This window comes from Paenibacillus sp. BJ-4 (assembly GCF_020404765.1).
In the GTDB taxonomy this organism is placed as follows: Bacteria; Bacillota; Bacilli; order Paenibacillales; family Paenibacillaceae; genus Paenibacillus.
The window spans coordinates 104593-119875 of sequence record NZ_JAIVEM010000005.1 but is presented as its reverse complement, the minus strand read 5'-3'; the positions used below and the strand labels follow the sequence as shown (position 1 = coordinate 119875).

The 15283-nt window shown below is 45.9% G+C and carries 16 protein-coding genes; 2 read left to right on the top strand and 14 right to left on the bottom strand.

Features of this window, described 5'->3' with window-relative positions; all coding sequences use genetic code 11:
- Window positions 1-57: 57 nt before the first annotated feature.
- The 12 genes from LCF57_RS01085 to LCF57_RS01030 form a co-directional block, all read right to left on the bottom strand.
- On the bottom strand, window positions 58-333 hold the full coding sequence (locus LCF57_RS01085) for a stage VI sporulation protein F (protein WP_225999066.1): 276 nt from the start codon (window positions 331-333) through the stop codon (window positions 58-60).
- A 173-nt stretch (window positions 334-506) separates the two neighbouring features.
- Window positions 507-1547: an NAD(P)H-dependent glycerol-3-phosphate dehydrogenase gene (locus LCF57_RS01080; protein WP_318840568.1), complete on the bottom strand. Its 1041-nt coding sequence runs from the start codon at window positions 1545-1547 to the stop codon at window positions 507-509.
- The gene (plsY, locus tag LCF57_RS01075) at window positions 1540-2148 is read right to left on the bottom strand and encodes a glycerol-3-phosphate 1-O-acyltransferase PlsY (RefSeq protein ID WP_225999064.1); all 609 of its coding nucleotides are present in this window, start codon (window positions 2146-2148) and stop codon (window positions 1540-1542) included. The genes LCF57_RS01080 and plsY overlap by 8 nt, the downstream gene beginning before the upstream one ends.
- 11 nt (window positions 2149-2159) lie before the next feature.
- Complete coding sequence (der, locus tag LCF57_RS01070) at window positions 2160-3482, bottom strand: ribosome biogenesis GTPase Der (RefSeq protein ID WP_225999063.1); 1323 nt, start codon at window positions 3480-3482, stop codon at window positions 2160-2162.
- Between the two features lie 146 nt (window positions 3483-3628).
- Window positions 3629-4855 (bottom strand): 30S ribosomal protein S1, encoded by a 1227-nt coding sequence (rpsA, locus tag LCF57_RS01065; RefSeq protein ID WP_225999062.1) that lies wholly within the window; start codon window positions 4853-4855, stop codon window positions 3629-3631.
- 120 nt (window positions 4856-4975) lie between these two features.
- Complete coding sequence (locus LCF57_RS01060) at window positions 4976-5569, bottom strand: lysophospholipid acyltransferase family protein (RefSeq protein ID WP_225999061.1); 594 nt, start codon at window positions 5567-5569, stop codon at window positions 4976-4978.
- The gene (gene cmk, locus LCF57_RS01055) at window positions 5566-6273 is read right to left on the bottom strand and encodes a (d)CMP kinase (protein WP_225999060.1); all 708 of its coding nucleotides are present in this window, start codon (window positions 6271-6273) and stop codon (window positions 5566-5568) included. Before cmk ends, LCF57_RS01060 begins: the two co-directional genes overlap by 4 nt.
- A gap of 129 nt (window positions 6274-6402) precedes the next feature.
- Entirely contained in the window at window positions 6403-7062 is a 660-nt protein-coding gene (locus LCF57_RS01050; protein ID WP_225999059.1) for a flagellar brake protein, read from the bottom strand.
- A 173-nt stretch (window positions 7063-7235) separates the two neighbouring features.
- A complete protein-coding gene (ypeB, locus tag LCF57_RS01045; RefSeq protein WP_225999058.1) occupies window positions 7236-8621 on the bottom strand; it encodes a germination protein YpeB in 1386 nt (461 codons plus the stop codon).
- 263 nt (window positions 8622-8884) lie between these two features.
- Window positions 8885-9580, bottom strand: coding sequence for a glutamic-type intramembrane protease PrsW (gene prsW / locus LCF57_RS01040; protein ID WP_225999057.1), 696 nt, complete (start codon window positions 9578-9580; stop codon window positions 8885-8887).
- Window positions 9581-9665: 85 nt separating this feature from the next.
- Complete coding sequence (locus LCF57_RS01035) at window positions 9666-10280, bottom strand: genetic competence negative regulator (RefSeq protein WP_225999056.1); 615 nt, start codon at window positions 10278-10280, stop codon at window positions 9666-9668.
- Between the two features lie 198 nt (window positions 10281-10478).
- Complete coding sequence (locus tag LCF57_RS01030; protein WP_225999055.1) at window positions 10479-10838, bottom strand: hypothetical protein; 360 nt, start codon at window positions 10836-10838, stop codon at window positions 10479-10481.
- Window positions 10839-10931: 93 nt separating this feature from the next.
- On the opposite strand from LCF57_RS01030, the gene LCF57_RS01025 reads away from it, so the two are divergent.
- Window positions 10932-11858: a polysaccharide deacetylase family protein gene (locus LCF57_RS01025; RefSeq protein ID WP_225999054.1), complete on the top strand. Its 927-nt coding sequence runs from the start codon at window positions 10932-10934 to the stop codon at window positions 11856-11858.
- A gap of 106 nt (window positions 11859-11964) precedes the next feature.
- On the opposite strand, the gene LCF57_RS01020 is transcribed toward LCF57_RS01025, so the two are convergent.
- A complete protein-coding gene (locus LCF57_RS01020) occupies window positions 11965-12306 on the bottom strand; it encodes a hypothetical protein (RefSeq protein ID WP_225999053.1) in 342 nt (113 codons plus the stop codon).
- Window positions 12303-12890, bottom strand: coding sequence for a type II CAAX endopeptidase family protein (locus LCF57_RS01015; protein ID WP_225999052.1), 588 nt, complete (start codon window positions 12888-12890; stop codon window positions 12303-12305). The genes LCF57_RS01020 and LCF57_RS01015 overlap by 4 nt, the downstream gene beginning before the upstream one ends.
- A gap of 711 nt (window positions 12891-13601) precedes the next feature.
- Between LCF57_RS01015 and serA the strand changes: the two genes are divergently transcribed.
- Window positions 13602-15194: a phosphoglycerate dehydrogenase gene (serA, locus tag LCF57_RS01010; RefSeq protein ID WP_225999051.1), complete on the top strand. Its 1593-nt coding sequence runs from the start codon at window positions 13602-13604 to the stop codon at window positions 15192-15194.
- The last annotated feature ends 89 nt before the right edge of the window (window positions 15195-15283 follow it).

The following is a 15283-nucleotide window of genomic DNA, read 5'->3' as shown; positions in this document are numbered from 1 at the left end:
AAAACCGCGAACCTGCCCGGTTCACGGCGAAACCTGGCCATTTGCGGCTAGCTTTTTTTATTTTTTCATCATCATTTTCATTAACGCTTCCATGTTGGAAGAATTCATTCCGCTCTTTTTGACGGCACTAACAATATCTCTTACTGTATCTTCCGACACCGGAATGTTGGCCATCGCAGACACCTGCCTTATAAGCTGACGTAACTGCGCTTCACTTTGAAGCGTGTCCGCCTTCACCGTGCCTGCCAGCTTTTTTACCGCATTTTCGGATATGTTTTTGCCGCCCTTTTTGTTAATGGCCTTCAACGCTTCTTTCGGAAAGTTTTTATTCACAATCTCCCCTCCTCCGCCATTGCTCAACTCAGTCTATGAATGGTGGAGATAAAAGGTGATTAAGCTTACAAAAGACATGCCTAATGCCTAACTAAAAAAGGCTATCTCATTCGTAGAAAAATCTACTTACGAGACAGCCTTTACTATACATTACTTTTGGGATCACCCGGTCTTTATGAATGCCATTGCTCCCAAGTTTGCAGCGGCATGACTTCCATCTCGGTCTTAGGATCACGACCCATCAGTGCCTCGACCGCTTTGCGGACGTCACGTCCTTCGAACAGCACCCCATACAGCACTTCTGTAATAGGCATCTGAACACCCAACTTTTGTGAGATAGCATATGCCGCTTTTGTCGTTCGAATCCCCTCTACCACCATGCCCATGGATTCCAGCACAGCATCAAGCTGTTGACCCTGTCCTAATAGCGAGCCTGCACGCCAGTTGCGGCTGTGACGACTCGTTGCAGTGACGACAAGGTCACCAATTCCAGCCAAGCCAGCAAAGGTCAGTGGATTAGCGCCCATCTCAACCCCGGCACGGGTAATCTCAGCTAACCCACGGGTCAATAAAGCCGCTTTGGCATTATCACCGAAGCCAAGTCCGTCTGACATTCCCGCGCCTAGAGCGATTATGTTTTTTAACGCCCCGGACAGCTCTACGCCAAGCAAATCACGGTTTGTATATACCCGAAAATAGGAGTTCATGAACAGCTCCTGCGCTGCTTGTGCAGCTTTCTCATTGGAGGAAGCTACAACGACCGTTGTCGGGCATTTTCGCACCACTTCCTCCGCATGACTCGGACCAGACAGCACGGCAATATCACCCTCCACAATTTCCAGCTCTTCCGAGATCACCGTGGACATACGCTTGAGCGTTTCGGTTTCAAAGCCTTTAATGGCGTGCACCACCAGCATATCCTTGGTAAAGTGGTCCTTTAGACTACGTGCTACCTGACGAGCCGCAGCCGAAGGCGATACGATAATAACAGCTTTAGCACCAGATACGGCAGTCTCCATATCGGTTGTAGCGGAAATTCGATCAGACAAAATGGAGCCGGGTAAATAATGCTCATTCGTATGCTTTTCATTGATTTCAGCTGCTTGCTGCTCATTTCTCGTCCAGACAGAGACATCGTTGTTATTGGCCGCAAGAACGGAAGCCAGGGCTGTTCCCCAGCTACCCGCGACCAGTACAGCTATTTTCTCAGACAAGACGATCTCCCCCTTTGGAGCCAAGCTTATTTTCATTTCCTCGTGCCAGCTTGACGATATTGGTACGGTGTCTCCACACAGCAAACAAGCAAATGACTAGAGCTGTCCAGAAGAACGTCCATTCGTATCCAAGCACAAGCAAAATCCAGGGCGTCAGAATGACAAAAATCAGTGATCCAAGGGACACATAGCGTGTGATCACGATAGCAAGAATCGCAATGATCCCGGCATATAAAGCGGGAAGCAAGGTCAGCGATGCTAATACACCGATAGCGGTGGCAATACCTTTTCCTCCGCGAAAGTGAAAATATACCGGCCAGTTATGGCCCGCAATCGCCGCGATGCCGCACAAACCCGGTAGCCAGGAAGATTCTCCACCCAGCCAGTGCCCCAACAGCACCGCAATAACCCCTTTGAGTACATCCAGCAGTAGTACCAGAATAGCTGGGCCTTTTCCAAGCACGCGTAGCGTATTCGTCGCACCGGCATTGCCGCTTCCATGTTGGCGAATGTCGATTCCTTTTAATTTTCCATACAGCAAACTAAAGCTGACAGAGCCAAGCAGGTAACTGAGTAGTATAGCAACGATCTGTAAAATCAACCTATTCGCTCCTAACTTTCGTCAGACTTGCGCCGTGTGAAGATACGAATTGGAGTCCCCTCGAAATTGAAGGCGGCACGAATTTTGTTCTCCAGATAACGCTCGTAAGAGAAGTGCATGATTTCCGGATCATTAACGAATACAACCATTGTAGGCGGCTTGACAGCAACCTGGGTCACATAGTTAATGCGCAGACGGCGTCCTTTATCTGTTGGTGGAGGATTGATCGCCACTGCATCGGAAATGACATCATTCAGCAAATGCGTCTGAATACGCATGACATGCTGCTGCGCTACATGCTGTACAACAGGAAGCAGCTTTTGCAAGCGTTGCTTCGTTTTGGCAGACAAGAACACAATCGGAGCATACGTCATGAACAGGAAATGATCGCGGATTTTAGTTTCAAACTGATGCATCGTTTTATCGTCTTTATCCACGACATCCCATTTGTTAACAACAAACAGCGATGCTTTACCCGCCTCATAAGCATAGCCGGCAATGTGCTTATCCTGCTCAATAATACCTTCCTCGCCGTTAATAACGACCAGCACAACATCTGCACGCTCGATAGCACGCATAGCACGCATGACACTATATTTTTCTGTCGTTTCATATACTTTGCCGCGTTTGCGCATTCCAGCCGTGTCAATCAGTACATATCTCTGGCCGTCTTTTTCAAAAGGCGTATCAATCGCATCACGTGTCGTGCCTGCAATATCACTTACAATAACCCGTTCTTCTCCCAGAATGGCGTTAACGAGTGAAGATTTACCTACGTTCGGGCGGCCGATCAAAGCGACACGAATCACGTCCTCATCATAGTGCTCTTCTTCGAGCTCAGGCAAATTGGACGTAATTGCGTCCAACAGGTCACCTATACCTGTACCGTGGCTACCGGAAACGGGAATAGGATCTCCAAATCCATAAGAGTAAAACTCATAAATCAGATCGGCACGATTGAGGTTGTCCACCTTGTTTACCGCTACAATGATCGGTTTACCCGAACGATACAGCATTTGAGCTACCTCTTCATCCGATTGCGTAATTCCTGCTTTTGCATCACTCATAAATACGATAACATCTGCTTCTTCTATTGCGAGTTCGGCTTGCATACGGATGGATTTCAAAATGACATCTTCACCATCAATTTCAATGCCGCCGGTATCAATAATACTGAAGGATTTACCATTCCACTCCGATATACCGTATATACGATCACGGGTGATTCCAGGTTTATCTTCAACAATGGACAAACGATCCCCGATAATCCGATTAAAAATAGTGGACTTTCCCACATTCGGGCGACCAACGATAGCCACAACGGGTCTTGCCATAAATTCACTCCTCCTGTCATTCTCAGCTATCATCATAGCAAAAAACATTCTTATTGGCGATATGGTCACGTAACAACAATCGGCGAACCCTCTGGGTCCGCCGATGGTGTACGTTATGCTTATTATAAAGTGTATTGATTAAAAACTCATTTAAATTTGTTCAGCTTATCACCAAAACGTTCGCCAAGCGTAATGCTCAGACCGGAATTGTTGAGCGAAACGTTCGGATTGTTCAGTTCCTCACGAGGCGCACGAGCTGCCCGTGGTGCTCTTTCAGCTTTTGGAGCAGCTTCAGGAGCTTCTTCAGTTTCTTTAATGCTCAGGCTAACACGTTTTTCAGAAGGATTCATTTCAAGAACTTTAACTTTCACTTCTTGTCCTTCTTCCAGAACCTCTTGTGGAGTTCCGATGTGTTTGTGGGAAATTTGGGAAATATGAACCAAACCTTCCACACCAGGAGCGATTTCAACGAATGCACCGAAGTTAACCAGACGTTTTACAACACCAGTTACGATGTCATTGTTATTAAATTGTCCAGCAGCGGATTCCCAAGGACCAGGCTGTGCAGCTTTCATGCTCAGGCTGATTTTTCCTTTTTCAGGGTCTACTTTCAGGACTTTTACTTTTACTTGATCCCCTTCAGAAACAGCATCAGAAGGCTTATCAACATGAGTCCAAGCGATCTCAGATACGTGAACCAAACCATCCACGCCACCTACGTCAACAAAAGCACCAAACTGAGTGAGACGTTGAACCGTACCTACGATTTCTTGTCCTTCTTTCAGCTCAGCCATTACTTTTTGCTTGTTGGCTTCAAATTCTGCTTCCAGAACGTCTTTTTGAGAAAGAATCACTTTGTTGTTTTCGCGATCCAGCTCTTTTACAACAACACGCAATGTGCGGCCTTTGTAATCGCTGAAATCTTCAACGAAATGACGTTCTACCATGGATGCAGGAATAAATCCACGTACGCCCACGTCTACCACGATGCCGCCTTTAACGACGTCGTTTACTACTACTTCAAACACTTCTTTGCTTTCGAACAGTTGCTCCAGCTTTTCCCAAGCATTTTCACTGTCGATTGCACGTTTGGACAGAACAAGCTTTTCTTTGGCATCATCGATGCTAATGATTCTAGCTTCGACTTCTTGACCTACTTGTACTGCTTCTTCTGTGTTATCCAAACCAGAAGACAATTCGCGAATTGGAATAACTCCATCGTATTTATATCCAATGCTTACTACCGCTTGGTTATCTTCCAATTTCACGATCGTACCCTTAACGGTGTCACCTTTTTTCAGGGAGACGATTTGATCGAGCTCGTCTTGATTTGCCGCTTCAGCAGCTTCTTGATTTTTAATTTCTTCCGACATGTCAATACCCTCCTCAATTCAAAAAAACCATTTATTTAAACCTGCGCATGGCAGAGTTCAAAACATCAAATAAACTTTTGTCCTAGTTTTCCGAGCTTAGACATAATTCATGCAAGCCTTTCAGTTATTCGTAGGCTTGCCTGTTTCCTTCATCGTACGGATACGTGACATAATTGCTTCTGTCGCAAGTTCAAGCGGGTCTCCCTCGATATCGGCACCCTTTTGGTAAGCATCCAAATTGACAGGCTTGCCGTATATCACTTTTGTTTTACAGAAAAGCTTGTAATCACCAACAATGGCGACCGGAACGGCAGCCGCTCCACTGCGCAGCGCAAAGCTGGCAGCACCCTTTTTACCAATCCCTCCAGCTCCCCTGGAGCCTTCGGGGAAGATCCCCATCACCTTGCCATCACGCAAAATGTTCAATGCCAGCTTGATTGATTCCTTACTCACACCACCGCGTTTGACTGGAAAAGCTCCCAGCTTGTCGATCAGTGGACCCAGTACGGGAATATTAAACAGCTCGGCTTTTGCCATAAAGTGAACCTTTCGCTTCAGCAAAATACCAACTGTAGGAGGGTCAAGATTACTAATATGATTAGAGCACAACAATACTCCGCCCTCAGCAGGGACATTTTCCCTGCCTACCGCCTCAAGTCTAAACAAAATGCGGTAAATGAGACGCAAAATACTGGCGCATACCGTATATATCATTGGCTGATCTCCCCATCTTTCTCCGCCACACAATAAGATACGATCGTATCCACGACATCCTGAATACCCATATGGGTCGTATCCAGCACGATGGCGTCCTCACTGCAACGAAGTGGGGATACATCCCTCTCCTCGTCAAACTTGTCACGTGCCGCAATGTCACGTTCGAGCTGCTCCAGAGTGATATCATCAGCTCCGTTCAATTCTTTAAAACGCCGAGAGGCACGTTCCTGAACACTTGCAGTCATGAATATCTTAACTTCCGCATCGGGAAGCACAGTTGTTCCAATGTCCCGCCCGTCCATAACGACGCCCTTACGCGCAGCCATTTCACGCTGGTTTTCAGTCAAACGTGTGCGTAAACCCGCGATACTCGAAAACTGTGATACCTTGCTGGTCACTTCCATAGAGCGGATTACTGTAGTTACATCTTCCCCGTTACAATAAACCTTTTGGCCTGTGGGGTCCGGTACTAATTCAATCACCAGCTCAGGTACATGTTGAAGCACTTTTTCTACATTTTCCGCCGGAATTTCCTTGCACATCATGTACCACGTTGCTGCCCGGTACATGGCTCCGGTGTCCACATATACATAAGAAAGTGCTTTCGCCACCAAGCGGGCCACTGTACTTTTCCCTGCACCAGCAGGTCCATCGATAGCTACATTTATTTTATTATTTGAAGATACATGCTGCCTTGCCAACGGGGAATTCCTCCTAACCTAACCTCAAGAAAAAAGCAGGCATTGCCTGCGACGTGAAAATTATACCACACATTTATAGACGATGCAAAATGAACGGCAGGTTTACTGAAAAAGAAGACCCTCGGTGGATTAGGCTCTTTCCCGAAATTCCAACTGTTTCTCGAAGCAATATTTAATCAGTTTTTGGCGCTCCTGATCAGCAATTTTCTCATATTTCATCATGATGAGCCTGCGGCCATTTTCCATTTCCTGAATACGTACAACTTCAGACTGGAACGAAACATGCTCCAACGTGCCGTTTTTATACGGAACCAAAATCCAGCAGGACAAGGATTCTCCTTCTTCTAGATGGTGGGCTCCCTGTGTCTGAAAAGAAACGCCCCCGCCTCCTACATCGTGCGTTTCTGCTACAAACCTTGATTCATTTATACCATATTTTACTGCAATTTCCAGTTTGGCCTTAACCCGGAGATAGTTTCGACGCTGAATTTTACTGATGCTATCTGGGTCTGGCTTTTGAATGCGAACCATCCGCAGCACATCTTCTTTAAAGCCCGTGACATGGGTGTTAAAATAGTTTTTAATTCCGCCCTCACTCATAAAAAATATCGATAGCTCTTCCCCCAAAAACAGCTTTTTCAAGTGTCCACTCGTTTGTGATATAGGGATTTCAATCAGAAAATTCTGTGACTCCTCTTCCGCAATACGCGACTTGAATTCAAAAAGTTCATCCTTGTGATCGTTACCAGCCACTTGTATGTATAACACATCATTAATTTTAGGAAACAAACCATTCACCGTCCTTGTCCATTAAACATTCTGATTAAGGTCTATAATACCACGACTTTATTCCTATTTTAAGCATTTTATTTGTTTAAACCATGACTAAAGTGCAAAAAACCCCCTTAATTCAAGGAGGTTTAGAGCGATTAATGATTCAGTTCTTCACACAACAGCACTAATTATATATTGCCTGCAGTAGCCTGAGGATCATCCGAATCTTTCACTTGCTCAATCGTTTCTTCCATCCCCGTATCGGCATTAATGTAAATCCGATAAATGGAGCCATTAATTTTACCGCCAAATTCATAACACAGAACTTCTTTTGACAGTTCATTTTCAATTAATGCTTTACGGTGATAAGTTTCACGAAACTCAGGATTCAACTTCGCTCGTGCAGCCTCCAAACTCAGTTTAGCCTTCGGGATGCGACGGAAGTCAGTGTGCTCATGTACATAGTCACTGGCTTGAAATCCAATCACTTCTCCGTTATCAAGTCCCGATCTGACCGTGATTTTTTCTGGATAGACAATCACGTCTTCTTGCAGGCTTGCAAATGTAATGTTAGCCAAATTTCCGCTTTCATCATAAGCAACAGGCTTCATTCCTGTGTAACCCTTTTGTTCAAGGAATTCACTTGCATAGCGAACCGCTTCATTGCGGGTTGCTTTTTTAGGACCTACAGCTCTCATATCTTGATAGGAAATAAGCTTACCGCCCTTTTTCGTAAAATCCATGCTTGCCACAGGCTTCTGCTTGTTTAACAGGGTGGCTGTATATGACGCCCACTCTGTGCCTTTACCGTTTTCTTGTACACGAATCTGGCTTTCCGGTTTTCCTGTAAACTGGGCAGCATTCCGCTTAATTTGCGCCGCATCCACGACCGGGAGATTCAATTTTTTCACTGAGCGCTTATCATAGATACTGGCTACAGAAGGTCCCCAATCCAGCTCCTTGTAGCCCTCCACCTTTTTGTCCACCGTCTTGAAGCCATCAACAATGGTGTTATCCTTTGGACCCGTTTGGGAGCCTGGCGCAGCTTCCACATCCGTCCATCGCAAGTTTTTGCTAATGACTTTTTGCCGAACTTCGTGCATGTTTTTCGAAATTTCTCTAGAATTTTTATATAACGTTTTTAGATTGGATATTTCTTTCTCATTCAAAGGCTCGTGATCCAGATCACGTACGGCAGTCTGATACGAAAATGCAGATACATGTGACAGCAAATCCTTCGCATGATTAAATGGCATCACATTGAGTGGCAACTGATTAACCTCATTTTGCGCCTCACTTGTAATTCTCCACACGTTCATCAAACATTTGCGGTGCATCGCGTGTGAAGTATTATGGACAGCAACCGCGTTACCAAGTTGGGAATGCAGTTGATCCATATGAAACGACAAATCATGAAACGCACGCTGATATTGATTTTCCGCTTTAATCGACATGCTTCTTGCCTGAAGAGATACCTCTTTTCTCATCTGGCTTTCCCGATAACCCCACACAAATGCTCCTATCATGATCAGGGCAACAATCGGGAACAATACGGAACTAAGTCGCTTATACATATTGGGAGTCTCCTTTCTTCAAGTACACTACCGATAGTGTGACAAGAAGAAAGCTCTCTTATGCATGCTTTTCCATGAGTTCAACAATAAACTCGCAATGATCGCATATGCAACGCTTAAAGCCGGTCTGAATTTGCCCTTGCTCTATGCGTCCTCTAAGCACAAAGCGTTCCCCGCATCTTTTACAATGAATTCTCACTTTTATACGCAAAAAAGACACCTCTTTCTCTGACAGGTTTGTCAGATCAGTGTGTCCCTTTTTGTTACATATTAACCTTTTCTTCCCGCTTCAATAATCTAAAAGGAGAACGGTTGTTAGCTCGAGTGATTTTCGCCATGCCTCCATACCACAAAAATGCCATTAGAGGAATGATAAACCAAACCCAGTCATGCTTGAACTTCGTTAAAATCAGATCATATACTCCGTGCCAAAACCATGGAAGCACCAGTGACAGAAGCAGCATGTATTTGCTCTTCCACCCCTCTGAAAACTTGGCTTTGCCCATGTAGTAGCCCATCATTACTCCAAACATCGCATGACCGGACACTGGTAGCAGCGATCTCATCAACATCATACTCACAGAGGCGTGCCCTGCCCAGGCATACAATAGATTTTCTACCGTTGCAAATCCGAGCGAGACCGCAGTAGCATACAAGATGCCGTCATAAGGTTCATCGAACTCAGTATGATTATATATAATATGATACAACAAAAACCATTTAAAAAACTCTTCCACTCCGGCCGAAATGCCGAACACCTGGATTAAGGTGTTATCCCCTAGCCAAAGCAGCAGCCCGCGCTGAAAAATCATGACAGGAAGCACCACCAAAAAGCCGAGTAGAAACACTTTTACAACCATGTGCAATGGCTCCGAATCATATCTGTCCTTCAAGTAAAAATACATCAATAAGGCGAGACCCGGCGCTGTAGCTGCCGCTAAAACCGAAAACAGAAGCACCGATCATCCCCCCATAAAAATGAGTCGGCCCTGCATTCAGCGCAGAGCCGACAAATTTACCTCAATATCACTTTCTAAAGCCCGATTAAGAACGGCTGTCAAAATGAGTGCAGATGACTGCAACGGCCTGTTCAGGAATGATTAGCTTGCCGTACTCCTCCAGCATTGCTGGTGTTATCGATGAGCCTTCCCCGAATTCGGCAAGAACCGCGATCAAGGCCGCAAGCTTGGACTCCTCTACCTCTTCTGGCTCCAAATGTAGAATCCATTTTCCTCTATAATGATACAACTTACCTGCTTCCGTAGTGTTGCTGCGGAGCATGTGAGCCGCTTCTATGAGTACTTCGAAATCACTAAACGCGTAAACGATGGAATCACTGTGTTCTAACGTGACTTCCATTTCGTAGACTTCCTCTGGAAGCTCCTCATCGGGACCCGAGCCATACTGCTGGTGATCGTATTTCCCCCGAGTGACGATAACAACCATTCCCTGAGCAGGAAGCGCAAAGACTTCAACAGCTAACGGTCCCGTGGCATCGAAGCCCAGCTCGCTGTAAGCCTGATCCATCATTTCGGTGAACAGCTCATGGACTCTTGGAATTTCTTGCCACATATCGTCCTTTTGGATACCGCGTTCGCTCAAATCGTCAAAGGTAAGGAAAATCCGTATCTTGTCCTGACTTAATCTTTCTATTTTCATACTGGACCCTCCTCCTGGCAGCCGAGTGTTATTAACAGATTATGATGCAATTATGATGCCTGTGATGAAAATGGTTCTATGTAATCATGTTATCATTTTATAATCGTAAATGCACGAAATAAAAATGAGAAAAAAAAGAATCATTTGAACGGCTTTCACAAAAAAGCCGCAAAATGATTCGAGATAGAGGTTACAGGGTTATAATCCCGGTACGGCTGTATGAGTTTCCTTCAGTATTTGCTCGACCTCACGTTTAACATCGGGACTGCTGCTGATAAAGTCTTTAATCAACTTCATATTTTCTTCTTTGTTTTGGGCCGTATGAACTGTTTTGGAATGTTGATCATGATCCTTATGGGTGTCTTGTTTATTCAACGTAATATCGCCCATTCCGGGAAATGCTGCGTCCATCATTTTGGTGCGGGCTTTTTGCACCAAATTGCCGCTCTTTTTTCCATCCATGTCCATGGATAAGCCCAACATGTTGCGGTTACGGGAGATCAGAGTGCTTGCGACAGCGCCCAAAACGATTCCCAGGAAAAATGAAGATGTTTTCACAATTAGAACCTCCCTTTGTGGTAGAATCGAGCTTAGTGTTCGTCAGGAAAGACAAACTCATACGGCATAAATACAGGAAGGTGAGATGCATTAATGGGTACAAAAACAGCAGCCATTTTATTGACTGCATGTCTGCTGCTTAGTGCTTGTACGGCGAACAAGCCGGAATCGGCGGCTACCGGCACCAGCCAGACTCCGGCTGCGTCTGACACAAGTACCAACGCCAAAGAACTGAAAACCGTTTCTTCCGAGACAATCAACCATAATCAAACGAACCGTGATGATCTTAACTCAGCAGGTAAAACAACGGCACAACAAAACAAGCCCGTCGTTGACAGCAGCAAGACGGGAGAGTCAGCTACGGTGGTTGCCACCGATAAAACATATCATTTGGACAAAGCATATAATGTGGTTCCCAACCAAAAAGAAGCAGAAAAAAAGGTGATTTTGCTTACCTTTGACGATGGTCCCAAGGAAGCGTCGATGATTAATAAAATCATTGATACACTCGACAAGCACAAGGCCAAAGCTATTTTCTTCGTAAATGGTTACCGTGTGAAGGAGCATCCTGAGTTGCTCAAGCTTATCCATGACCGTGGACAGCCTATTGGCAACCATAGCTGGGATCACATCGTGCTAAAGAATAAACCGGAGGCTGAGGTCAAAAAACAGATTGAAACCGTGCAAAAGATTGTCAAGGATACAACGGGCCAAGCACCGGTGTTTTTCCGCCCTCCTCATGGTGCAGGCGGGGACGTAGGCCGCAAGGTTGCCAAGGAAAACGGGCTTCTGTACATGACCTGGTCCGTCGGTTCACTGGACTGGACTATGAAGAAAAGTCAGCTTAATAAAACGGAGGCAATTCTCAAAAATGTAACGGAGCAGCTACATCCAGGCAGCAATATTTTGATGCATGAACTCCCATGGACAGCTGAGTCACTGGATAGCCTATTAACCCGCCTTGAGCAAAAGGGTTACCAGTTCGTTGACCCTCGTAGCATTGAGGTTCCCGCCAGCTAACATGACTTAGTCTACGTTTGATGATCAACGATAGATGACGGCTAAAAAGGCCTCATCCCCGCAAAACCCTGTGCGGAGGTGATGGCCTTTTTCATGCACCCTTTTATCACCAGAGCAATTTACTGATGGGCGGTGCACCCTTGATGCCCCACCATAGTAGCGCTGCTGTAATGAGTACAAACAGCGTACTCAAAAAATTCAAAAACCACTTGCTTACCCGGAGGCGACGGGACGGAAACATTTCTGCCCGCGTACGGTACTCACTAACAGGAGCGTCATCCTCCATCATCACAGCAACTTCTGGTGCAGCGGCAACGTGGGTCAATTCAGGCACGGGCCGTGAAGCACGGGAACGGACTGGTTTTGATTTGGACCTGTCCTCCTCCTTACCTTTGCGACCATATCGACGACTACCATAGGTCTGCACTCTGCTGAGCTCCTGATTCATTCTTCATACCTCCGAAACCGTAACGCTAAACCTGATATCAGGTCAATCACAAAATGACAAATGATCGGCGCCCATAGGCTGCCAGTCTGTACGTAGATGTAGCCCAAACCGTAACTGCTAAGGAACACCCAGCCGGTTGGAATCCAATGCCGCAAGTATCGGATATGGATGACTGCAAACAAAATACTTGTCCAATAAGGGCCAAAACTGTACTGAATTGCACCTCTGAACAAAAGTTCCTCACAGATCGAAACGACGGCAGCTATACAAATAATATGCCAAATCGGACGATTTTGAAACAGTAATTGGTTAATACCGCCGTCATCCATGGCATCCTCAGGCATAATTCGGGATAGCACCAGATCCACCAGAAGCATAGCGGCAGCCAATCCCAGACCCCACCATAAAACATGTAAACTGTTTGGCAATGCAAACAGTTCCAACACATTTCTTTTCTGAAAAATAATCCAGATTACACCGACCAGCAGGGTCAGTCCCTGGGTTAGATACAAATTGTAAAGCAGCAAGCGGTCATTCAATTCGTGAATTTGCGCTCTTTTCCATTTCACTTTGAGCTTTTTCATGATTAGTTAGTCCTCTGCATAGTCTTCTTTAGCATCATAGCCAAAAAGTCGGGCGGATTCAAGAAGACCTAAATCTTAATTATTCCGCATACTATAACTATAATCTACTCAGCTATCCACACATGTCGTATCTCCTATTGACATGGCCGTGTAAGCCGTGATACATTATGAAAAAATTATTAACGACAACAACCATGATGGAGAAAAGATATTGATTTCGTCCTCAGAGAATCGGTGCTTGGGTGGAAGCCGATGGCGGAGTAATGTTCTTTAGCGCTCCTGAGTTATTGCACCGAGGCTAGGAAATTTATTTTCCGGCATTAGATGCAATCGGCAGAAAACCGTTATCCTTTCGGTCATTTTATGACCGCTGAAGGCAGTCCGTTGCGAAATGGCTGCGAATTAGGGTGGTACCACGATAACTCTCGTCCCTTACTATGGAGATAGTATGTGATTCGGGAGTTTTTTTGATGCCCGAAAACCGCAAAGCGGCTCCGCGCAGGGCTTCTGTTCATCAGCTTTTGTCCGCCAGCTTGGTGCGCAATGCTATTTTATCCCTTTTCTGCGTCAATGCGTTATCAGACAAGTGTTTTACCGCGCTCTCCTGTACTTTTTGAAGCATTTCAAGTTTTTTTATGTTCTTTATGGAATGTATTTCGGTTTGAAGTACATCCTGTCCATAAAAGAAGTTAACTTTGAGGAGGAAACCAAATGTTTAAAGTGTTAGTATCCGATCCAATCAGTGACCTGGGCATTCAGCAGCTGATGGATGCAGACGATGTCACGGTGGACAAGAACACAGGTCTCAGCGAGGATGAATTGGTTCAAATTATTGGTGATTATGACGCATTGCTCGTCCGTAGCCAAACCCGGGTAACTGAACGCATCATGACCGCAGGTAAAAACCTCAAGGTTGTCGGACGCGCTGGTGTCGGAGTGGACAACATCGACCTTGAGGCGGCAACGCAACGCGGAATTATCGTTATTAACGCTCCTGACGGCAATACAATTACGACTTGTGAGCATACTTTTGCCATGATGATGGCTCTGGCACGCCATATTCCACAGGCGTATGCCAAAACTGTCGGCGGTACATGGGATCGCAAAACATTCCTTGGTGTCGAGCTGCGCAACAAAACGCTTGGTGTCCTCGGTATGGGACGCATCGGCAGCGAAGTAGCCAAACGCGCCAAAGCATTTGGTATGAACATCCTCGGCTATGATCCGTTTCTGACGGAAGAACGTGCCGAGAAGCTGGGCATTAAGCTGGCCAGCGTGGACGAAATCATTCGTAACGCAGATTTCATGACCGTACACACACCTTTAACACCGGAAACAAAGCATATGATTGCACGCCCGCAGTTTGAAGTGATGAAAAAGGGAATGCGTATCATTAACTGCGCCCGTGGCGGTGTTATCGATGAGATGGCTCTCGTTGAGGCCATCGATGAAGGAATTGTTGCCGGTGCAGCCTTTGACGTATTCGAGTCGGAGCCGCCAGCACAGGACCATCCTTTCCTGAGCCATCCGAAAATTATCGTTACACCGCATCTGGGTGCATCGACAGTCGAAGCTCAAGAGAACGTAGCCATTGACGTATCCGAGCAGGTGTTACACATTTTGCGTGATGAGCCGTTTAAAAATGCGGTCAATATGCCTCCAGTACCATCCAATGTGATGACGCAATTGCAGCCGTATTTCTCGCTTGGCGAGAAGCTGGGTAGCTTTGCCGCTCAGGTGACGAATCAGGCTGTACGTGAAATCCAGGTGGATTACGCTGGCGATTTGTCCACTGTAGATACACAGCCATTGACACGTTATATTTTGAAAGGTGTACTTAGCCGTCACCTGGGCAGTGATGTGAACATTGTAAACTCTGTCCATCTTGTCAAAACACGTGACATCCATCTTGTCGTATCTCAGGCTCCAGCTACTAAGGGCTTTACAAACCTGATCACCGTTACGCTTAAAACACAAAGCGGCGAAGAGCAACGCGTAGCTGGCACCCTGCTCGCAGGTTATGGCGAACGGATTGTTCGGTTGAACCAATTCCCGGTAGATGTGGCACCGGAGGCTTATTTCCTGCTCATTTCCCACAATGATAAACCGGGCATTATCGGCCGTGTCGGTACCCTGCTTGGCGAAAACGGCGTCAATATCGCCTCCATGCAAGTAGGACGTAAAATTGTTGGTGGTGAAGCGATCATGATCCTGACGGTTGACAAAGCTGTGCCAAAAGACGTGCTGGTTCAACTGGTTGGGTTGCCGGAACTGAATACTGCTCAAGAAGTAGTGCTGGATTAATAATAGACAATGCTAAAGAAAGTCCATTTACTTTCTCTTTAAAAGTGAGGCGCCTGGGTAATCAGGCGTCTTTTTCCTATACCTATATC

Coding starts and splice junctions, on each gene's coding strand:
- LCF57_RS01020 (WP_225999053.1), bottom strand. CDS start 12,306: ATGAATCAGGAGCTCAGCAGAGTGCAGACCTATGGTAGTCGTCGATAT.
- ypeB (WP_225999058.1), bottom strand. CDS start 8,621: ATGTATAAGCGACTTAGTTCCGTATTGTTCCCGATTGTTGCCCTGATC.
- LCF57_RS01060 (WP_225999061.1), bottom strand. CDS start 5,569: ATGATATATACGGTATGCGCCAGTATTTTGCGTCTCATTTACCGCATT.
- LCF57_RS01035 (WP_225999056.1), bottom strand. CDS start 10,280: ATGAAAATAGAAAGATTAAGTCAGGACAAGATACGGATTTTCCTTACC.
- rpsA (WP_225999062.1), bottom strand. CDS start 4,855: ATGTCGGAAGAAATTAAAAATCAAGAAGCTGCTGAAGCGGCAAATCAA.
- serA (WP_225999051.1), top strand. CDS start 13,602: ATGTTTAAAGTGTTAGTATCCGATCCAATCAGTGACCTGGGCATTCAG.
- LCF57_RS01025 (WP_225999054.1), top strand. CDS start 10,932: ATGGGTACAAAAACAGCAGCCATTTTATTGACTGCATGTCTGCTGCTT.
- der (WP_225999063.1), bottom strand. CDS start 3,482: ATGGCAAGACCCGTTGTGGCTATCGTTGGTCGCCCGAATGTGGGAAAG.
- LCF57_RS01015 (WP_225999052.1), bottom strand. CDS start 12,890: ATGAAAAAGCTCAAAGTGAAATGGAAAAGAGCGCAAATTCACGAATTG.